The 19,388-nt window shown below is 70.6% G+C and carries 22 protein-coding genes; 10 read left to right on the top strand and 12 right to left on the bottom strand.

Annotation, left to right across the window (positions count from 1 at the left end; genetic code table 11):
• Positions 1 to 85: 85 nt before the first annotated feature.
• Positions 86 to 586 carry a histidine kinase gene (locus ABD346_RS10325; protein WP_344373949.1) on the top strand — a complete coding sequence of 167 codons (501 nt, stop codon included), beginning with the start codon at positions 86 to 88 and terminating at the stop codon, positions 584 to 586.
• A 402-nt stretch (positions 587 to 988) separates the two neighbouring features.
• Here the strand turns inward: ABD346_RS10325 and ABD346_RS10320 are convergent, their stop codons facing one another.
• Positions 989 to 1,912, bottom strand: coding sequence for an AraC family transcriptional regulator (locus tag ABD346_RS10320; RefSeq protein WP_344373948.1), 924 nt, complete (start codon positions 1,910 to 1,912; stop codon positions 989 to 991).
• A 247-nt stretch (positions 1,913 to 2,159) separates the two neighbouring features.
• On the opposite strand from ABD346_RS10320, the gene ABD346_RS10315 reads away from it, so the two are divergent.
• The 3 genes from ABD346_RS10315 to ABD346_RS10305 all read left to right on the top strand — a co-directional run bounded on the left by ABD346_RS10315 (position 2,160) and on the right by ABD346_RS10305 (position 5,493).
• Entirely contained in the window at positions 2,160 to 3,095 is a 936-nt protein-coding gene (locus tag ABD346_RS10315) for a zinc-dependent alcohol dehydrogenase family protein (RefSeq protein WP_344374458.1), read from the top strand.
• Positions 3,096 to 3,595: 500 nt separating this feature from the next.
• Positions 3,596 to 4,771 (top strand): alanine--tRNA ligase-related protein, encoded by a 1,176-nt coding sequence (locus ABD346_RS10310; protein WP_344374457.1) that lies wholly within the window; start codon positions 3,596 to 3,598, stop codon positions 4,769 to 4,771.
• A 101-nt stretch (positions 4,772 to 4,872) separates the two neighbouring features.
• On the top strand, positions 4,873 to 5,493 hold the full coding sequence (locus tag ABD346_RS10305; protein ID WP_344373947.1) for an L-threonylcarbamoyladenylate synthase: 621 nt from the start codon (positions 4,873 to 4,875) through the stop codon (positions 5,491 to 5,493).
• A gap of 38 nt (positions 5,494 to 5,531) precedes the next feature.
• Here the strand turns inward: ABD346_RS10305 and ABD346_RS10300 are convergent, their stop codons facing one another.
• Both ABD346_RS10300 and ABD346_RS10295 read right to left on the bottom strand, forming a co-directional pair.
• Positions 5,532 to 5,750 (bottom strand): ferredoxin, encoded by a 219-nt coding sequence (locus ABD346_RS10300; protein ID WP_344373946.1) that lies wholly within the window; start codon positions 5,748 to 5,750, stop codon positions 5,532 to 5,534.
• 5 nt (positions 5,751 to 5,755) lie between these two features.
• Positions 5,756 to 6,946, bottom strand: a complete 1,191-nt coding sequence (locus ABD346_RS10295; protein ID WP_344373945.1) for a cytochrome P450 — start codon at positions 6,944 to 6,946, stop codon at positions 5,756 to 5,758.
• Between the two features lie 265 nt (positions 6,947 to 7,211).
• On the opposite strand from ABD346_RS10295, the gene ABD346_RS10290 reads away from it, so the two are divergent.
• Positions 7,212 to 7,820, top strand: coding sequence for a TetR/AcrR family transcriptional regulator (locus ABD346_RS10290; RefSeq protein WP_344373944.1), 609 nt, complete (start codon positions 7,212 to 7,214; stop codon positions 7,818 to 7,820).
• Positions 7,821 to 7,835: 15 nt separating this feature from the next.
• On the opposite strand, the gene ABD346_RS10285 is transcribed toward ABD346_RS10290, so the two are convergent.
• The 3 genes from ABD346_RS10285 to ABD346_RS10275 all read right to left on the bottom strand — a co-directional run bounded on the left by ABD346_RS10285 (position 7,836) and on the right by ABD346_RS10275 (position 10,195).
• Entirely contained in the window at positions 7,836 to 8,552 is a 717-nt protein-coding gene (locus tag ABD346_RS10285) for an alpha/beta fold hydrolase (protein ID WP_344373943.1), read from the bottom strand.
• Positions 8,553 to 8,762: 210 nt separating this feature from the next.
• Complete coding sequence (locus ABD346_RS10280; RefSeq protein WP_344373942.1) at positions 8,763 to 8,954, bottom strand: ferredoxin; 192 nt, start codon at positions 8,952 to 8,954, stop codon at positions 8,763 to 8,765.
• A 20-nt stretch (positions 8,955 to 8,974) separates the two neighbouring features.
• Positions 8,975 to 10,195 carry a cytochrome P450 gene (locus ABD346_RS10275; protein ID WP_344373941.1) on the bottom strand — a complete coding sequence of 407 codons (1,221 nt, stop codon included), beginning with the start codon at positions 10,193 to 10,195 and terminating at the stop codon, positions 8,975 to 8,977.
• A 122-nt stretch (positions 10,196 to 10,317) separates the two neighbouring features.
• Between ABD346_RS10275 and ABD346_RS10270 the strand changes: the two genes are divergently transcribed.
• Positions 10,318 to 10,965, top strand: a complete 648-nt coding sequence (locus tag ABD346_RS10270) for a TetR/AcrR family transcriptional regulator (protein ID WP_344373940.1) — start codon at positions 10,318 to 10,320, stop codon at positions 10,963 to 10,965.
• Here the strand turns inward: ABD346_RS10270 and ABD346_RS10265 are convergent.
• From ABD346_RS10265 to ABD346_RS10255, 3 genes are all read right to left on the bottom strand, one after another.
• The gene (locus ABD346_RS10265) at positions 10,962 to 12,098 is read right to left on the bottom strand and encodes a permease (protein ID WP_344373939.1); all 1,137 of its coding nucleotides are present in this window, start codon (positions 12,096 to 12,098) and stop codon (positions 10,962 to 10,964) included. The two genes, ABD346_RS10270 and ABD346_RS10265, sit on opposite strands and share 4 nt — an antisense overlap.
• A gap of 212 nt (positions 12,099 to 12,310) precedes the next feature.
• A complete protein-coding gene (locus tag ABD346_RS10260) occupies positions 12,311 to 12,994 on the bottom strand; it encodes a DUF305 domain-containing protein (RefSeq protein WP_344373938.1) in 684 nt (227 codons plus the stop codon).
• A 99-nt stretch (positions 12,995 to 13,093) separates the two neighbouring features.
• Positions 13,094 to 13,609: a hypothetical protein gene (locus ABD346_RS10255; protein ID WP_344373936.1), complete on the bottom strand. Its 516-nt coding sequence runs from the start codon at positions 13,607 to 13,609 to the stop codon at positions 13,094 to 13,096.
• 179 nt (positions 13,610 to 13,788) lie between these two features.
• Here ABD346_RS10255 and ABD346_RS10250 point away from each other — a divergent pair, with 179 nt between their 5' ends.
• Both ABD346_RS10250 and ABD346_RS10245 read left to right on the top strand, forming a co-directional pair.
• Positions 13,789 to 14,706 (top strand): MurR/RpiR family transcriptional regulator, encoded by a 918-nt coding sequence (locus ABD346_RS10250; protein WP_344373935.1) that lies wholly within the window; start codon positions 13,789 to 13,791, stop codon positions 14,704 to 14,706.
• A 418-nt stretch (positions 14,707 to 15,124) separates the two neighbouring features.
• Positions 15,125 to 15,529, top strand: a complete 405-nt coding sequence (locus ABD346_RS10245) for a hypothetical protein (RefSeq protein WP_344373934.1) — start codon at positions 15,125 to 15,127, stop codon at positions 15,527 to 15,529.
• A gap of 18 nt (positions 15,530 to 15,547) precedes the next feature.
• Here ABD346_RS10245 and ABD346_RS10240 read toward each other — a convergent pair whose 3' ends face one another.
• Complete coding sequence (locus ABD346_RS10240; protein ID WP_344373933.1) at positions 15,548 to 16,600, bottom strand: saccharopine dehydrogenase family protein; 1,053 nt, start codon at positions 16,598 to 16,600, stop codon at positions 15,548 to 15,550.
• A 249-nt stretch (positions 16,601 to 16,849) separates the two neighbouring features.
• Between ABD346_RS10240 and ABD346_RS10235 the strand changes: the two genes are divergently transcribed.
• Positions 16,850 to 17,755 carry a helix-turn-helix domain-containing protein gene (locus ABD346_RS10235; protein WP_344374456.1) on the top strand — a complete coding sequence of 302 codons (906 nt, stop codon included), beginning with the start codon at positions 16,850 to 16,852 and terminating at the stop codon, positions 17,753 to 17,755.
• Between the two features lie 41 nt (positions 17,756 to 17,796).
• On the opposite strand, the gene ABD346_RS10230 is transcribed toward ABD346_RS10235, so the two are convergent.
• Positions 17,797 to 18,093 (bottom strand): hypothetical protein, encoded by a 297-nt coding sequence (locus tag ABD346_RS10230; RefSeq protein ID WP_344373932.1) that lies wholly within the window; start codon positions 18,091 to 18,093, stop codon positions 17,797 to 17,799.
• Positions 18,094 to 18,334: 241 nt separating this feature from the next.
• On the opposite strand from ABD346_RS10230, the gene ABD346_RS10225 reads away from it, so the two are divergent.
• A complete protein-coding gene (locus tag ABD346_RS10225; protein ID WP_344373931.1) occupies positions 18,335 to 18,502 on the top strand; it encodes a hypothetical protein in 168 nt (55 codons plus the stop codon).
• Between the two features lie 164 nt (positions 18,503 to 18,666).
• On the opposite strand, the gene ABD346_RS10220 is transcribed toward ABD346_RS10225, so the two are convergent.
• The gene (locus tag ABD346_RS10220; protein ID WP_344373930.1) at positions 18,667 to 19,227 is read right to left on the bottom strand and encodes a GNAT family N-acetyltransferase; all 561 of its coding nucleotides are present in this window, start codon (positions 19,225 to 19,227) and stop codon (positions 18,667 to 18,669) included.
• Positions 19,228 to 19,388: the final 161 nt, after the last annotated feature.

Genomic DNA, 19,388 nt, shown 5'->3' with positions numbered 1-19,388 from the left:
GTGCCCGCCTGGCGGGGCCGTCGGGCGGGCGTTCCACTGGGAGTGCCGACAGCCGCGCGTCACACGACGAGGGAGCACACCCGCCATGGCGGACACCCACCATGTTCTGCTGGTCTCGTTCACCGATCCGGCGCGCTGCCGGTCGGCCTTCGCGGAAGCCGTGTCGCTGCCGGGCCTGCGCCAGGCGGCCATTCTGGAGCGCTCGGCCGATGGGCTGCTCGACGTGCCGGACAACCATGTGCGCGGCGCCGGGGTGCCCACGGTGGGCGGCGGTCTGGTCGGCGGCCTGGTGGGGCTGCTCGGCGGCCCGATCGGCGTGCTGTTGGGCAGCGCGGCAGGGGCCACACTGGCCAACGCGGCGGAGAACCGTCAGCTCCTGGAGGACGGCGCCGGCCTCATCGTGCTCAGCAGCAGGGTCGAGGACGGCATGTCCATGCTGGTCGTCGATCTGCACGAGTCCTCGCGGCAGCCCGCCGACGAGCTGGCCCGGCGCCACGACGGCACCCTGCAACGCTTGTCCGCCAAGGAGTTCGCCGCCCAGGTCGAGGCGGCCGAGCGGGCCGCGCAGGACACCGAGAAGGCTTGACCCGCCGAGGAGGCTTCGCACGTCCGCGCCGCGAACACGCCTCGTACGATCGGCTCAACAGCCTTACTGCCGACGTTAGTTGACGCATCTCGGACACACGGGAGCACGGCCCATCCCCGTCCAGAATCGACCTGTACAGGGCCCCTGCCCGCTGCGATGGTGAGGGCAGGATCGAGAGACCGGTCTTCCTGGCGGCAAGAGCGGTCCCGGCCGATCGGCCCCCAACACACCACCACCTCTCCCGGTGCGCACCATCACTGGCAGGGCAGCCGTCGCGGGAGTTGCAGGCAGCCTGTGCCGCCACCGGGAAGGCGCCCGGCGAGTGGGACGGCGGTTCCCTGGTACTCCCCCCACCAGGTGAGCCCCCTCACTCGCCGGGCCCGCCTTGCCGCCGCTGACGGATCAGGCCGTGCTCACCTGCTTGCGGTACCGGCCGGGCGCCACGCCGTACTCCCGCTTGAAGGCTTTCGCGAAGGCGAACTCGGAGGCATAACCGGCCTGTTCGGCCACCGCTCCCAGTGGGGCGTCGCTCGTCCGCAGCAGTCGGCCCGCCGTCGTCATGCGCCACCAGGTCAGATAGGCGAGCGGGGGCCGGCCGACGAGCGCCGTGAACCGGCGGGCGAAGGCGGCGCGCGAGAGCGAGGCCCGTGCGCCGAGTTCCTCGACCGTCCAGGGCCTGGACGGGTCACTGTGCATGGCTTGCAGCGCGGCCGTGATGGCCGGGTCGCTGAGGGCGGCCGCCCACCCGGTCGGCCCCTCGGGACGCTCGGCCAGCCACCAACTGCGCAGCAAATACAGCAGCAGGGTGTCGAGGAGTGCGAGCACGATGGCGTCGGATCCGGGCTGGGGGTCGGCCAGTTCGGCTCCGAGCAGGTCGACGGCCGCACGCAGCCGGTCGTGGGCGCCGAGGCGGGCCGGGAGGTGGATGCAGGGCGGAAGGTCGGTGAGCAGCGGGTGGGCCCGCGCCTTGTTCAACTGGTAGGCGCCGCACAGCATGAGCGTGTCGTCACCCCGGACCGGCCCGCGGTGGCGCAACTTCGGCCAAGAGCCGTCCGGATCCAACTCGGCTTCCTCCAAAGGCGTTTCTGGATGGTCGGCGAGACCGTGGCCGTATCCGTGAGCGAGGAAGACGACATCGCCGACCCCGAGCCGCACGGGTTCACCGCCGTCGGGCGGCAGCAGCCAGGCCGAGCCCTGGAGCACCACATGGAATCCGGCACCGTCGGAGGCGGGGAACCGCACACCCCAGGGTCCGCGCTTGACGGTGCGCGACGAATGCGGGCGCCCAGTGCGCATGGCGGCGATCGCATCACTCAGTACGTCCATCACGGCACCCTAGCGCAGCGGCCGGGGGCGAGTGGAAGACGATCGGACATGAATGGGAGGTTCTGGGATATGGATCGTCCCTCGCCGCGTCCGTACGGTCGTTCCCATGGATACCACCAACGCAGTGAGCAACTCAGAAACCAATACTTCAACTCCCGATGCACATACGCCATTTGACGAGAAGGCGTTCACCCGAGCCGTGCTGTTCCATGAGACGGGAGGGCCCGAGGTGCTGAGTGTCGAGGACGTGCCGCTGGCACAGCCCGGACCCGGCGAGGTCCTCATCCGGGTGGAGGCGATCGGCCTGAACCGGGCCGAAGCCCTGTTCCGCGCGGGCGCCTACTACTACCCGCCGACGCTGCCCGGCTCGCGGCTCGGCTATGAGGCGGCCGGGGTGGTCGAGTCGGTCGGCGAGAACGTGACCGCGTTCGCGCCGGGCGACGCGGTGATGTCCGCGGCCAACTTCGACTTCGGCGTCCACGGGGTGTATGCCGAACACATCGTCCTGCCCGAGGAGTCCGTGGTGCGCGGCCCGGACGGTGCGGACGCGGTGACCTCCGCTGCCATGTGGCTGGCCTACACAACCGCGTACGGCGGCATGGTGGAGACCGGCGGGCTCGCCCCCGGTGACCATGTGGTGATCACGGGTGCGTCCAGTGGTGTCGGTACGGCCGCTGTCCAAACGGCCCTGCGGCTGGGCGCGATCCCCATCGCCACCACGCGCGGCGAGGCCAAGCGCCCCGGGCTGCTGGAGCTCGGCGCGGCCCATGTGATCACTACGGACACCGAGGACCTGGTGAAGGAGGTCAGGCGGGTCACGGGCGGCGCGGGCGCCCGGATGGTCTTCGACGCGGTGGGCGGCCCTGGCTTCGCGGCCCTCGGCGACGCCCTGGCGCCGGGCGGAACCGCGATCCTGTACGGCTGGCTGGACCGGCGCCCGGCCGAGCTGTCGATGAACTGGCCGCTCACCGTCCACACGTACGCCAACGGCACGCTCACCCGTGACCCGGAGTTCCGCCGCCGTGCCGCCGCCTTCATCGGCTCGGGCCTGACGAGCGGCGCGCTGGATCCCGTGATCGCCGAGACCTTCGACAGCCTGGAGCGCATCGGCGACGCGCACCGGCTGATGGAGTCCAACACCCACACCGGGAAGATTGTGGTGCGGGTAGGAGAGGGGCGGTAGAGGCCAAAGTCCGGGTGGTCAGGGGGTTCGGAAAATCCGAACCCCCGAAGCGGGGGCTCCACGGCCCTCCGTCCGCTTCCCCGGGGTGCGGTTCGTGAAGTAGGTGCTGCGAGCCGCCCGGCCATCCGCGCACCCGGCCCCGCGGCGGGGCCGGGTGCGGCCGAGCGCCGCTGACCACCGGCTTCGACCACTACAGCGACCGCTCCACCGCCCCGAAAGGAATTCGTGTGCACGTCGGCCGCCCGCCCGTTACCGTGGACGGCATGAAGGTCATCAGCCGTATCGACAGCGCCACCGCGCGAGCGACCAGCTCGCCGGTTGCCGCCGCCTGACCTCATTCCCCACTCCCCCCGGCGACCGGAAACGGCCCGCCGGTGGATCGTCGGATTCATGGTCCGGAATCCCAGTCCTGGATTCCTCCTTCTGGATCTCTGTCGCGTCCCGTGTCCGCGGTCCTTTTCCGGCTGCCCCACAGCCAAGGAACCGCAGCCATGAACACCATGAACACCGAGCGTGTCGTCCGCACCTTCGTCGAGTACTTCGAGGACCGGGGCCACCGGCGCATCACAGGGTCGTCCCTGCTGCCGCCGCCCGGTGACCCCGTGCTGTTCACCACCTCCGGCATGCATCCGCTCACCCCCTATCTGGAGGGCCGGCCCCACCCGCTCGGCCGGCGCCTGGTCAACGTCCAGCGCTGTCTTCGCACCACCGACCTGGAGGAGGTCGGCGACGACACCCACCTGACGGTCTTCGAGATGCTCGGCACCTGGTCCCTCGGCGACTACGGAAGCTCCCAGAGCCTCACCTGGGGCCACGACCTGCTGGTCAACGGCTTCGGCGTCGATCCGGGCCTGTTGTACGCCACGGTCTTCGGCGGCGACGAGCACTCGGGCCCCGACACCGAATCGCTGCGCATGTGGCAGGAGCTCGGGGTGCCGGTCGAGCTGACCACCGAGGAGAACTGGTGGTCCAACGGCCCCACCGGCCCCTGCGGTCCGGACTCGGAGATCTTCATCTGGACGGGCGACACACCGCCGCGCTCCACACCGACCGGAGACGGGCGATGGGTGGAGGTGTGGAACCACGTGATGATGCGCTACCGCCGCCGCGGCGACGGCACCCTCGACGTGTTGCCCCGGCCGACCGTCGACACCGGGCTCGGTCTCGAACGGCTCGTCTCCGTCCTCCAGGGCAAGGGATCGGTCTTCGAGACCGACCTGTTCGAGCCGTGGCTGGGCTCGGTGCCGTCGCTCTGGCGGCTGGAAGGGCAGTCGGTGCGGCTGGTCTGCGACCATCTGCGGTCGAGCATCGCCGTGATCGGCGACGGCGTCCTGCCGTCCAACACCGGGCGCGGATACGTCCTGCGGCGGCTGATCCGGCGGGTGCTCACCACACTGTGGCGCATCGATCCGTCCCGCACGCTCGGCGACCTGCCCGAAGACCTGGTCCGTCACACGCTGGACCACTTCGGGCAGCGCGGGCACAGCGGCCCGGTCCGCGACGTACTGCTCGACGAGGAACGGCGCTTCACCCGGCTCCTCGAACGAGGCCGCCGCGTCCTGTCCCGGCCCCGCTACTCCGGTCCGCTCACCGACGGCGACTACAGCTACCTCCACGACACCCACGGCCTGCCCCACGACCTCGTACTCGGCCTCCGGGGCGGCACACTGGGATGACCCTTGGCGCGGGGCCGTTGGGGGCGGCCCCGCGCCGACACCTCGAAACCGCCGGAACCGGGCGCCCGGGGACCCAGGCGCCCGGACCGTAGACTCGGCGGATGGCAAAGTACTTCGACGTGCACCCCGAGAACCCTCAGCGGCGCACCATCAGCAGTGTGGCGGACAGCATCCGTTCCGGCGCGCTCGTCGCGTACCCGACGGATTCGTGCTACGCGCTGGGGTGCCAGCTGGGCAGTCGTGACGGCATCAACCGGATCCGGTCGATCCGCGAGCTGGACGACCGCCATCACTTCACCCTGGTGTGCCAGAACTTTGCGCAGCTGGGTCAGTTCGTACAGATCGACAACGACGTGTTCCGTGCCATCAAGGCCGCGACGCCCGGCAGTTACACCTTCATCCTGCCCGCGACGAGGGAGGTGCCGCGCCAGCTGCTGCACCCGAAGAAGAAGACGGTCGGTGTGCGGATCCCCGACCACGCCGTCGCTCAGGCCCTGCTCGCCGACCTCGGCGAACCGCTGCTTTCCAGCACGCTGCTCCTGCCCGACGAGGACGAGCCGATGACGCAGGGCTGGGAGATCAAGGAGCGCCTCGACCATGTGGTGGACGCGGTCCTCGACTCCGGGGACTGCGGTACCGAGCCGACGACCGTCATCGACTTCTCGGGCGGGGAGATGGAGATCGTGCGCCGGGGAGCGGGCGACACCTCGCGCTTCGAGTAGTCGCCCGCGCCCACGCGGCCCCGTCGCTGCGGCGTCGGTCAGTCGCAACGGGGTCCGACGACGGCGCTCCCGTCGTGCACCGTGATCGCCTGGGCGGGGCAGGCGTCGGCGACGTCGAGGATGCGTTCGTCCGGCTCGATGCCGTCCGGCAGCACACGCGCGTGCTCGCCGTCCAGTGCGAACACGTCGGGGGCCGCTCCCGCGCACATGCCCGAGGCCAGGCAGAGCTGCGGGTCCACGCGTACGGTCCAAGGCATGGCGGTCACCACGCGACCGGCATGACGCGCGGGCCACGAACCAGCATCTCGGACTTCCAGGTCACGTCGCCGGCCAGTTTCAGCCCGGGGAAGCGGGTGATGAGGGCGCCGAGGGCTTCCTGGAGTTCGAGGCGGGCCAGCGGGGCGCCCAGGCAGTGGTGGACTCCGTGGCCGAAACCGAGGTGCTGGTTGCCCTCGCGGGCGATGTCGAGCACACCGGGCGCGGTGAAGCGGAGCGCGTCGCGGTTGGCGGCGCCCATCGCGACCAGGACCGGGGTGCCGGCCCGCACCAGGGTGCCGCCCACCTCGACGTCCTCGGTGGCGTACCGGGCCTGGCCGGCCCCGCTGCCCAGCGGTACGAAGCGCAGCAGTTCCTCCACCGCGCCCACGACGAGTTCGGGCCGGTCCCTGAGCCGTGCCAGCTGGTCGGGGTGGTCCAGCAGCGTCAGGGTGAAGTTGGGGATCTGGGACGCGGTGGTCTCGTGGCCCGCCACCAGGACCGCCACGCACAGGTCGACGAGTTCGAGTTCGGTCAGGCGGTCACCGCCGTCGCGGGCCTCGATGAGCGCGGTCATCAGATCGTCCTGCGGATCCCGGCGGTGCCGCTCGATCAACTCGCGCATGTAGGCGCGGAGTTCCTCTCGGTTGGCCTCGAACTCGGCGGCGGTGAGGGAGCTGGTGGACAGGGCCGCGTCGCTCCACACGCGGAAGCGCGGGCGGTCCTCGGTGGGCACGCCGAGCATGCGGCAGATCACCGCGACCGGCAGCGGCAGCGCATAGGCGTCCACCAGGTCGGCGGGCGCTCCGGCCGCCTCCATGTCGTCGAGCAGGCTCGCGGTGAGTTCGCGGACCTGCGGGCGGAGCTTCTCGACCTGGCGGACGGTGAACGCCCGCGCCACCAGGGAGCGAAGCCGGGTGTGGTCCGGCGGGTCCATGCCGAGAATGCCGCTGTCGTTCTGCCCCTCGGACTGCCGGGGCTCGTCGTGCGAGGCTCCTTCGGCCCGGCTGAAGCGCTGGTCGCCGAGGACGAGCCGGGCGTCCGCATAGCGGGTGACGAGCCAGGCGGACTCGCCGTACGGCAGCTGCACGCGTAACAGACCCGGCAGTTCGCGTACGCGCTCGTACTCCTCGGCGAGCTGGAGTCCGTCGGAGGTGTTGAAGGGATAGGCGAGGGGGGTGGTGTCGGCTGTCGTCACTGCGGCCTCCCGGATGTAAGCAGCTGCTTACAACGGTAGGGGTGGCTCTTGGGGGCGGTCAACGGCGCATTGTGGCCGTTATCCTGACGGGCCGTCTGAGAGGACCTGCCCCATGCGCGAAGCCCCCGACCCGGCTTCCCCTGAATCGACTGCTCCCGACTCGGCTTCCCCGAAATGGCCTGCTCCCGGTTCCGCTGCTGCCGAATCGGTTGCCCCCGAACCGACTGCTCCCGGCTCGGCGGCCACCGACTCCACCACCCCCGAGGTGGCTGTTCCCGGCTCGGCTGCTCCCGACTCGGCTGCCGGCGAGCGCCGTCGTGATGCCGGGGCCACCCGCCGCCGGCTGCTCGACGCCGCCCGGGACCTGTTCGCGGAACGGGGCTACGAAGGGGCAACGGTCCGCGAGATCGCCGAGCGGGCCGGCGCCAACCAGGCGTTGCTGTTCCGGTACTTCGGTTCCAAGCAGGGGCTGCTCACGGAGGTCGTCGCGCAGGGGGGCCTGGAACAGTTGCGGGCCACCCCGCCCGAGGAGCTCTTCGAGACCGCGCTGCGTTCGATGCTGACGAGCAGCGCGTCGGGGACGGCCGACCGGTCCCTGGAGGTCTATCTGCGCTCCATAGGGCGCGGCGACGAGGCGACCGGGACGCTGCGGGAGCTGGGCGAGCAGTACCAGAGCGCACTGGCCGCACTCTCCGGTGCCAAGGACGGTGCCCTGCGGGCGGATCTGGCCATGGCCTGGCTGCTCGGCATCGGGCTCATGCGGACGGTCGTGGCGCGCGAGCCACTGGCCAGCGCGGATCCGGACACCGTCTGCCGCATGGTGGTCGACACTCTCGACCACCTCTGGTCAACGCCGGGCGACAAGACGCCGTAGCCCGCCGACTGGCCATCAACTGGTCATGTCCCAACGGCAGATGACGTCGGTGAGCTCTGCGGGGCGGCTCAGCGCGAGGAGGTGTCCGCCGGAGATGGGCTCGATGTCGATGCCCAGCCGTTCTTTGGCGATGCGGCGCTGGAAGTCGAGCGGGAAGAAACGGTCGTCGCGTCCCTGCAGGAAGCGGGTCGGGACATCCGGCCAGGCGCTCAGCGGCCAGGGCTGGGTGAAGAGGGCCGCCGCCGGCCCGGCCGGACCCGCCGCCATTGCCTCTTCGGTCACCGCGGGCGGCACGTCGTGGAAGAAGTCGGTCAGCAGGTCGAACTCCGCCGCTGGGTCGCGACCTTGCTGCGCGGCGAACGCCGAACGCGCCTCGGCCTGCCCGGTGTCGGCCCACCAGTCGCCCGCGGTCTCACCGGGCGCCGGAATCATGGCATTGACCAGGATCAGCCCGTCGACGGGGACGCGTTCGCAGACGAGCGGTGCGAAGAACCCGGCCAGCGACTGGGCGACGAGGATCAGCTCGCGCGGCGTCCCGGAGCGGTTCTGGTCGTGCTCGTGGTCACCGATCGCCCGTACGACGGCGTCGACGTGCTCGGCGAGACCGGCCGCGGGATCGTGCGGCAGATCCATCGTGACCACCTCATGGCCGCGACCGCGCAGCTCCGGCACGACCAAGTGCCAGTACCAGGCCCGGCCGTCCGCGCCGGGGATGAGTACGTACGTCGTCATGGGCCGCTCCTCACGGACTGGAAAGCCCCCAGCCGGCGCTCCCGGGGGCCGGGAAGCCCATCGTCGCCCCGGCCGTCCCGACGGGCCACCACCGACACCGCGGGATCCGCGCGCGTACCGCGCGTCGGGGGCGGAAGCGGGCAGCGTGAGAAGAAGACGCTCGTCCGGACCGGAGCCGCTTGGGCGGCCCGGTCCGGACGGAGCCGGGACCTATTCGCTGATCCGGACGGCGCCGGACGGACAGAGGTTGCCGGCCTGGCGGGCGGCGGGCTGCTGGGCGTGATCGGGGTCCGGCGTGATCACAGCCACGAGACCGTCGTCGTCCTGGTCGAAGACGCCGGGCGCGGTCAGCGCGCACAGTCCGGCGCCGACGCAGACGTCCCGGTCGGCGGACACCCGCATGGGGCCTCCCTTCTTCCCGGTCACCAGGTGACCGGGAGTTCGTTGACGCCCTGGATCGTCGTGCCCGGGCGCAGCGTCAGCCGATCCACGGGCACGGCCAGGCGCAGGGTGGGAATGCGCTCGAAGAGCGCGGTGAGGATGACTTCGAGTTCGAGGCGGGCCAGGTTCTGCCCGAGGCACTGGTGCACCCCGTACCCGAAGGACAGGTGATGGCGGGCCGAGCGGTGCACATCGAAGACGTCCGGGTTCTCGAACACCGAACTGTCGCGATTGGCAATGGAGTTGGTGACGATCACGCCCTCTCCGGCGCGGATGAGCTGGCCGTCGATCTCGATGTCGGCCGTGGCGACGCGACCGCCCGCGATGTCGGCGATGGCGAGGTAGCGCAGCAGTTCCTCGACCGCGCCGGGCAGCAGCGTGGGGTCGGCGCGCAGGGCGGCGTGCTGGTCGGGGTGTTCGAGCAGAGTGATCACGCTGAGGGAGGTCATCGAGGCCGTGGTCTCGTGGCCGGCGACGAGCAGCAGCAGCGCGGTCGAGATCAGCTCCTCGCGGTCGATCTCACCCGCCGCCAACTGGCGTGTCACCAGGTTGTTCAGCAGGCCGGGGCCGGGCTTGGCCTGCATGGTGGTGATCAGCCCGTCCAGGTAGTGCTGGAAGTCGTCGCGGGCGGCGATCGCACCGGCCGCGTCCGTCGCCTGCACGAGGCGCCTGCTCGCGTCCTGGAAGAAGTCGTGGTCGGCGTAGGGAACGCCGAGCAACTCGCAGATCACCATGGACGGTACGGGCAGCGCGAACTGGCTGACCAGGTCGGCGGGCGGACCTTCGGCGAGCATCCGGTCGAGGAAGCCGTGCACGATGCGCTCGACGTCCGGGCGCATCCCCTTGATGCGCTTGACGGTGAACTCGCTGATCGTCATCCGCCGGCGCGGCCCGTGTTCGGGCGGATCCAGGCCGATGAAGGCCGGGCGGACCTCCCGGATGGCCTGGAAGCGCGGCGACGTGGCGGGGAATTCGTCGCGGGTGCGGTCCGAGGAGAGGCGCGGGTCGGCGAGCAGCTTGCGCGCCGTCTCGTGCCGGGTGACCACCCAGGCCCGTCGGCCGTCGAAGAGGGTCACGGCGTTCAGCGCATCGGGCGCGTCGCGTAACTGGCGGTAGGTCTCGGGAAGTTGGTAGGGGCACGTGCGGTCGGCCGGGAAAGCGGGAGCCTCACGCGTCTGGATCGCTGCGGCGGTCTCGGTCATGTCGGTCATCGAATCCCTCGAAACCTCAGACATTAAAGAACGGACAGTTCTCTAACTGCGAGGCTAAGCTGTCCCCCTTAGAGAACGCAACGGCCCCTATCGGACACACCCGGGAGGCATGGGTGCCCAGCAGCACCGGCCCGGTCACCGAACCGCCCGCTGACCACCGCAAAGGGCCGCGCCGCCGCGGCGAGGAACTGGAAAGCGCCATTTTGCGGGCCACCTTGGACGAGCTCACCGAGGTGGGCTACTCGGCGCTGACCATGGAGCGGGTCGCCGCACGAGCCCGCACGGGCAAGGCAGCCGTCTACCGCCGCTGGCCGAGCCGGGCCCAACTGGTCCTGGACGCCTGCAAGTTGGGCAAGATCTCCGAGGTCGACCTGCCCGACACCGGCGGAGTCCGCGGTGACGCCCTGGCCCTGCTGCGGCAGATGGCGGCCACGATGTCCAGCCCGCTCGGCGGGATCATGCGCGGGCTCCTCGGAGAGATGACCCGCGATCCCGAGCTGGCCGAACTGATCCGGGAGCGGATCCACACCGTCCGCCCGCTCGCGGTCCACGTCGTCCTGGAACGGGCCGTCGAGCGCGGCGAGGTCGAGCCGTGGGTCCTCACCTCCCGGCGGGCCACGGTCGCGACGGATCTGCTGCGCAACCAGTTCCTGCTGTTCGGCGCGCCCGTGGAGGACGAGGTCATCGTGGACATCGTCGACGACATCTACCTGCCGCTGATCCTGAGCCCGGCCCCGCACCCGCCGGACAAGGCCGACTAGTCGCCGGGCGCCCCACCCATCATCCTGAGCATCCTCATGCCCCCGGTCCGGAAGAAACGTACGACCAGGGCTGCTGCCGGCACGAGGAACACCATGTTGAGCCAGGTCGTGTAGTTCCAGGCCACACCCGCCATGGGGATGGTGGCCGAGCTCCGGTCGGGTACGAGGCCGAGGCCTCCGAAGGCGAACTCCACGACATACCCGGCGACGACCATCGCCACATAGAACGTGCCGAGCAGGAAGGCGGCCATGCGGGCGCCGTAGTACTTCCGGTAGATGGTGAGGATCGGCAGGATCAACAGGTCCGCGAAGATGAACGCGACCACCCCGCCGAAGCTGATCCCGCCCTTCCAGAGGACCACCGCCAGCGGCACGTTGCCGATGGAGCAGACGAACGAGGCGACGGCGACGAGCGGGCCGATCAGCGGCCCCCAGAGCTTGGCAGCCAGCGGATGCCCGTCGAAGAAGAAGGTGCGCCAGAAGGCGTCCGGCACCCAAGCGGCGATCGCGCCGGCGACGAGGAGACCGATGATGAGATCGCGCAGGATGGCGGCCCACTCCATGACGAAGACGTGTGCGGTGGAGGTGAAGCCGTCGGCCGAGAACAGCCGCCGGACGAACGAGCCCTCCTTCTGTACGGACATGTCCATCGCGGCATGCCCCTCCATCGAGCCGGCCAGACCGCGCTCGGCCTGTTCGCGGGCCCGGCTCAGCAGCCCCTCGCGGAGGAAGAGCCGGAACAGCACCGCGAGCAGCACGATCATGAGGGGGCCGCCGACGAACTCGGCCGCCGTGAACTGCCAGCCCATCAACAGGGCCAGAATCACGCCGAGTTCGACGACGAGGTTGGTCGAGGCGATCTCGAAAGCCATCGCCGCGGTGAAGTGCGCGCCCTTGCGGAACAGCGAGCGGGCGAGCGCAACGGCGGCGTACGAGCAGGAGGACGAGGCGGCGCCGAGCCCGGCCGCGAGAGCCAGGGTGCGCGGCCGGTCGTCGCCGAGCAGCGCCACGACGGTGGACCTGCGCACCACCGCCTGCACGACGGCGGACAGGGCGAACCCGAGGACCAGGGCCCAGGTGATCTCCCAGGTCATGGAGCCGGTGATACGCAGGGCGTGCAGTACGGCATCCATGGGCGTGCCTTCCGCGAGGAGGGGCGGATGGAGAGAGAAGGAGAGAGAGGGGGTGGGTTCCGGGCTTTCGCTTCGGCGAGGGCCCGGAACCCACTTCCTGTCGCTTGTCGGCTGCCATCCGTCGGCCGATATCTGTTATCCGGTATCTGTCAGCCGACAGCTGATGAGGGAAAGCCGACGACCTGCGGCTGACAACCCGCGGCCGACGACCGCTACTTGAGCCGGTTGACGATCTTGTTCATCTGCTCGATCTCCGCATTCTGGGCCGCGATGACATTGCCCGCGAGCCGCTTCGCGTCGGGGTTGCTGCCGTCCTTCTGCTCGTCCTTGGCCATGGTGACCGCGCCCTGGTGGTGGCCGATCATCAGCTGGGCGAACCTCTTGTCGAAGTCCTTGCCCTTGGCGGACTTGAGGTCGCTCATGTCCTGGTCGGACATCATCCCGGCCGTGCCGGACGGGCCGTGGTTCATCCCCGGCATGTCTCCCATGGACGACGCGGCCGAGGCCGAAGGGAGCGGCTTGCCCCACGACTTCAGCCAGCCCTTCATCGTGTTGATCTCGGGGTCCTGGGCCTTCTCGATCGCGGAGGCCAGGCTCTTGACCTCGGAGTCGACGGCGCGGCCGTCGGCGAGCCGGGCCATCTCGATGGCCTGCTGGTGGTGCGGGATCATCTGCTGGGCGAACGTCACATCCGCGTCGTTGAAGGCGCCGCCCGGGGACGAGGCGCTGGAGGACGGGGCGCTGTGGGCCCCGTGATTCATGCCGGGCGTGGCCGAACCGTCGGACTTGGAGCTGTCCGAGGAACCGCAGGCCGCCACCGTCAGGGCGAGGGCGGCGACGGTGCCTGCGGCCGCGAGGGTGCGGCGACGGGCAGTGGAAGAGAGGCACATGGACATCAAAGGGTTCTTTCCAGGTGGGCGACCCCGTGCTGGGGCACGCGTGAACGGGCAGGGCAGTTCGCCGGTCCGACCGGGGGCCGGGCCGGGCAGCGCCTGTCACGTCCGCGCGACGCACACCTGAAGGAGCAGACCTCTGCCGCCGAGCGGCGGTCCACGCCGCGCCGCGGCGAACAGGCCCGTACGGCGCAGTCCCCATGCGACGGGGACCACCAGGCCGAGCACGGCGAGGAGACCGGCCGCGGCCGGCGACAGCCGCTCCCGAGCAGGGGTGGACACGCAGAGCTCGCCGCCCGTCCCCGTGGTGACGGGGGCCGCGTGATGCTGCCCCCGCATGCTCGTCTGTGTGTCTGCCCGCATGTCCGCATGGGCCGTACTCATGGGCGCGGCCATGCGCGCGGTCGCGGGCGCCGGCATGGCCGTCTCGCCGTGGCAGCCCGCTGCGGCATTCGCCGGAGCGCCATGCATGGCGAAGAGGCCGAACAGGACGGCACACAGCACGAGCAGCCGAGGAAGCCCCGCCCTGCGCGTCCGTTCGCGGTCCACGGCTTCCTCGCCCTTCTCTCGCTCGTACGGGTCGTACGACTCTGCGCTCCAGCCCGACGATACCCCCACCGGGTTTACCCGGGGCACTCCCCACCCTGGTGTGCGCCCACACCGTGCGCCACATTCGCTCAGGCCCCCAAGACTGTGTGCCTCACCGAAGTAGCCAGGTCAGTGGTGGAATTTGGGGTGGTCCGCCACAAGGGTGAGCTATGTTTTGAGCACACATGGCACGAGAAGGAGGCCCGCCGGTGTCATCGGGGCAGCAGGTACGCGCCCAGTCGGCCGCGATCACGCCGAGCGGGGAGCCCTCAAACCATGAGCGCGCCCCGGCGGACCGGGTCCGCGCGCTGTTCGACGGCCACCGGCTCTCCCCCGGGCAGCGGCGCATCGCGCAGTACCTCATCGACCACCTCACCGACGCGGCCTTCCTCTCGATCACCGAGCTCGCGGAACGGGTCGGCGTGAGCCAGCCGTCCGTGACCCGCTTCGCCTCGTCCCTCGGCTACAGCGGTTATCCCGCGCTGCGGGAGGTACTCCAGCCGATCGCCCTGAGCGCGGTCGCGGGCATTCCGGAGGGCCGCGAGGAGAGCCGTCACAACGAACTCCAGGCGGCGGTGGACGCCGAGATCGAGAACCTGGAGCACGTGCGCCGCCTGGTCGCGAACACCACCCAGGTCCTGGAGATCGGCCGCGAGCTGGCCTTCTCCGTGCCGCTGACCGTCCTCGGCCTCAGGATCTCCGTGTCCCTCGCGGAGTACTTCGCGTACGCGGCCCGGCGCATCCACCCCGATGTGCGGGTGGTGACGCGCGGCGGCAGTGTCGCCTATGACGCGCTGCTGCAGTCCCGCTCGGCGGGCGGGACCTGGGTACTGGCCTTCGCGATGCCCCGGCACGCCAAGGAGACCCTCTCCGCGATGCGGGCGGCCCGCAGCGCCGGGCTTCGGATCGCGCTGGTCACGGACACCACGCTCGGCCCGCTCGTCGACGAGGCCGACGTGGCGCTGACCGCGGGCACCGGCTCGCGGCTGGTGTTCGACTCGTACGCGGCTCCGAGCGTGCTCGCCGCGGCCCTCCTCCAGGCGATGGCCGACGCCGATCCCGAGCGGACGCAGGCGCGGCTCGAAGAGTACGAGCAGGCCGCCGACAAGCACGGCTTCTTCCTCTAGGGCCATGACGGTGCTCTAGGGGTATGACGGCCTTCTGAGGCGGCGCCCGGTCCGCCAGGGCCGGGCACAGCCGGCCCTTTCCGTTTCTTCCCTCCGGGCCCGATTCGCCCAGGTCACTGCGCAAGATCTTCACACCATCGAGGCGCATGAATTTTTTCATACCCTTGTGTACTCAACGGTATATATGTTTACTGAGCCGTGGCGACCACCGATCTCTTCCTGCCGAAGGAGCGCGACCCCAGTCCCTCTGAGAACGAACAGCCGGCGTGACGCTCTCCCCCTCCTCCTCACGTCGCGCCGACTGTCCGATCCAGGCTGTCGGATCCGGTGGAACGCCCATGGCGGCCTCGGCTAACCCCTGAGCCGGGGCCGCCCCCCTCTCTCGATCAGAGTTCGACAATCTTCGGAAGCGACGAGAATGTCCCCTACGGCCCCCACCACCACGCTCAGCCCGGACTGGCCCTGCCAGGTCAAATCGCCGGGGAGTCGTGACTGGGAACGCACCGCCACCCGTTGGCTGCGCGACCTGCTGCCGGCCCGCTACGCCGGCTACTCACCCCTCATCCGCCACCACGTCCTGCTCGCGCGGCACGCCCAGATCCAGGTGCAGCACGAGATACGCGCGGTGCGCGTCGCCCTCCAGACCAGCCGCGCGGAACTGCCCACCCTGGGCGTGGCCCCGGCCGTCATCGAGAACACCATCCGGATGTACGCGATGGAGCTCGAACAGCTGGGCCGCCTGGCCCGGGGCGTCCGCCTCGTCATGGAGGCCCTCATGGACGACGGCGCGCCGTCGCGCAGGACACACGTACCGCGCAGGTGACTCCGGCGCCTCCGGGGTCTACACCGGCCCCGGCAGGTCGAGCCGCGTGAAGTGTTCGGGCGTGAGCGCGCGCAGGAAGTCCGCCGCGTCGAAGGCCTCCCCGGCGGCGACCGCACCCGTCGCGCGGGAGCGGCCGTCGAGGATGCGTTCGAGAGCCTCGACGACGAGCGGCGCCGTGACCGCGTAGATGTCACGGCCGCCCGCGACCGCCCGGCGCGTCTCATCGCCCCTGCGAACGACTGCCTCGACGAGGAACGTCTGGGCCGAGCGCCCGCTGCTGTCGGCGGGCACGGGCTCGGGGGTCGTGGCATCGCGTACGTCACGCAGCGGCGCCAGGTTCATGACGGCACGCACCTCGGGTGTGCGCACATGGCGCGAGACGGTCACCTGGTCGGCCGTCGCGAACGGAGCGGCCCCCTGCCTGCCGAACGGCTCGGGAAAGTCCCACGGAAATTCCTGCGGCGTGTAGTCGAAGGGCCTCAACTTGCCTGCGGTGTACGTGAGTTGCTGCCCGGCGTTGCTCTTTCCGGTGAGCCGGCTGCCGAGTGTGGGCAGCCAGCTGTCGAGGGCGTACGCGAGGACCACCTCGTCCGCCTCCATCCAGTCACCCAGGGCCGCGGTGGCCAGCAGGTCGCCGACCGCGCCGTAGAAGGCGACCGAGGGTGCGAGGACGATGCCCGCCTCCCTGGCCCGCTCGTCGTAGGTGTCGAACAGCGCGGCCGTGACGGCCTGTTCGGCGGCCACGTCCAGGTACGGAACGCGGGCGCGCAGCGCTGCCTGGGCCACGGGGAGCGCGGTCGCCAGGAACGGCCCCGCACAGTTGACGACCGCCGACGTGCCCTCCAGGGCGCGGTCCAAGGAGGCCGCGTCCCCGGTCGACGCGACGCGCACCGAGGCGTCGGGGGCGAGTTCGCCGAGCCCGTCGAGCCTGGCCCGGTCACGGCCGACGAGTACGACTCGCGCACCCCGGTGCAGGAGCTCCTTCACGGCGAAGCGACCCGTGTGGCCGGCGGCCCCCACAACGGCGACGGGCCGATCGTCGGGCCACGTAGCAGTGTGCGGTACAGACATGGGGGAAAGGGCGGAACTCATCGCTGGCTCCCGAATTTCTGCAGGTGGTATGTGGTGTGACGCCATAGTGCGGGCCCGGGGCCCACACCCACCAGCGGCCGGAATGACGAGGGGCGTACAGTTTCGGACATGACTGCTTCGGGCGTGACTGCTTCGGACACGGCCGCTTCGACCACTGGTGCTTCGGACACGACTGCACCGGCGACTTCGGGTGGCCGGTCCGTGGCGCTCGCCGTCGCCGAGGGGAGCATGCTCTTCGAGGCAGCGGCGGCCTGCGAGGTGTTCGGCACCGACCACTCCGAGCTGGTCGACCCCTGGTACTCGTTCCGCGTCTGCGGCTCGCGCCGGGCCCGCGTCGGGGGCTGGCTGCGCGCCGACACCACCCACGGCCTGGACGCCCTGGTCTCCGCACACACGGTGATCGTCCCGGCCCAGGACGACATCGAGGGCGACCCTCCGGGCGAGCTGATCGATGCCGTCCGCGCCGCGCACGCCGCCGGCGCCCGCATCGTCTCGCTGTGCACCGGGGCGTTCGTCCTGGCCGCGGCGGGGCTCCTGGACGGCCGCCGCGCCACCACGCACTGGGCTCACGCCGACCTGCTCGCCGCGCGGTATCCGAAGGTGACGGTCGACGCCGGGGTGCTCTTCACCGATGAGGACGGCGTTCTCACCTCGGCGGGCAAGGCCGCCGGGATGGATTTGTGTCTGCACATCGTCCGTACCGACCACGGCGCGACGGTGGCCAACGCGCTGGCCCGCCACCTGGTCGTGCCCCCGCACCGGGACGGCGGCCAGGCACAGTTCATTCCCGCGCCGGTCACCCACGGGCGCGACCACCCGCTCGCCGACCTGCTGCCGTGGGCTCTCGACCGTCTCGACCAGCCGCTCACGGTCGAGGATCTGGCCCGGCAGGCGGCCATGAGCAGCCGCAATCTGGCCCGGCACTTCCATGCCGTCACCGGGACCTCGCCCCTGCGCTGGCTGCTGAGTCAGCGTGTACGGCTTGCCCAGGAACTCCTGGAGTCGGGCGACGACAGTGTCGAGCACATCGCAGCGCGCACGGGCATGGGGACGTCCGCCACTCTGCGCCGCCATTTCGCCCGCGTCACGGGACTGCCGCCCGAGGCGTACCGGCGCACTTTCGGCACGCGCTGACATCCCCTCGGGCCGAGCACCGGTCCGAGGGGACGCCGGGTTCAGAGGACGAACACGCTCCGGCTTCCGTTGGGGCGGTAGGTCTCACCGGGATAGATCAACCACGTGACCTGCCCGGTGCAGTCGGGCCCGGAGTGCACCTCGGCGATCGCGTCCGTGTGGTTGCTCACCACGGGCGGCACGAAGTCCCCGAGCGGGAAGCAACCGCTCGGATCCCGGTGGGCCACCCCGTCGACGACCAGGGACCCATGAGCCGCGTACGCCGCGTTCGGCGCCCCCAGCGCGAGTGCCGCGGCCGCGGTGAACACACCGAGCGCCGTCGCCATGCGTCGCACCATGCACATACCCCTTCCGTCACCACAGGCCACACTCACAAGCAGCCCGCTGATGCAACTCACCGTATGCGTGCCGCTACCTGACGTCACAGGCGTACGGAGGTGAAGCCCGTCCGCGCCAACGCGCCCCGAGCCGACGGACCGGCCGCACGGTGTCGGCCCACACCCGACATGCGATCTACCGGGGTGCGTGCGAGCGTGGAGGTGGCTCTACCTCCGACCTGCCCAGCAGGGGGCGACCACCATGAGCAAGAAGCAGACCCGCCAGAACCGGGGAGCACGCACCGGCGGCCATGACCGGAGCACCACCTCCGAGGTCAAGGAGCAGGTGAAGACCCCCACCGCGCCGGAAACGACGCACTCGACGCCAGAGGCCTCCCACAAGCAGCCGCGGAAGTTCGGCCACAACTAGCCGTACCTGGCTGCTCCCACGGCTGTATCTGGCCGCCGGATCCGCCTTGGTTCCTCGACCGGGCGACGGATCCGGCGGCGTTCATACGCTGTCGCCCCATCCGGTGCGCCGCGCAACCAGGTTTCTGTGTGCGCGAGTTGGCGGCACGTGCGGCTGCTCGGTGGTCAGGACGCGCGCCCGGCCGCCCGCCACTCCGGCGCCAGCACGGACCAGATCTCTTCGTCGTGCCGCATGCCCCGGTACAAGTAGCTCTCCCGCAGCACGCCTTCTTTTGTCATGCCGAGGCGTCGGGCCACCGCGATGCTGGGTTCGTTGGCTGCCGAGACCCACCACTCCACGCGGTGGATGCCACGCTCCTCGATGGCCCAGTCGATGATCGCGCGCACGGCCCGGGTCACCAGGCCCCTGCCCACCGCCGACGGCTCCAGCCAGCAGCCCGCCTCGGCGATGCCCTGCGTGGTGTCCAGCCTCCGGAACAGCACGGCGCCGACCAGCTTGCCGTCGGTCCGGATGCCCCAGAGGCGCCCGGTGTCGGCGGCCGTCCTGTCCGCGTACGTCTGAAGGAATGCCCGGCTCGACTCCAGGTCCGTCACGACGTCGGGCAGGCCGTTGTACCGCCCGATGAACTCCCGCCCGCGCTCCACGTGGTTCAGGAACTCCTCGGCCTGCCAGGGTTCGAGCGGGCGCAGCTCGGCGCCGTCCTCGCCCAGGGATATCGCGTACATCCACACCCTCCACGGTCTCGTCGTGCGCCCACGGCGCCGTCGATCCGACCCTACGGTCCACGGTTGCCGGGTGGCTGCCCGGACCTCGCGAGAACACGACATCACCCTGCGCCCCTGCTGGTGGCGTCGCGGATCCGCCAGAACCAGCCTTCCCTTCCTGC

The sequence above is a fragment of the Streptomyces mauvecolor genome (assembly GCF_039532965.1).
In the GTDB taxonomy this organism is placed as follows: Bacteria; Actinomycetota; Actinomycetes; order Streptomycetales; family Streptomycetaceae; genus Streptomyces; species Streptomyces violascens.
Note: the sequence above shows the minus strand (reverse complement) of the source record. Positions and strands in the feature narration are given on the sequence as shown.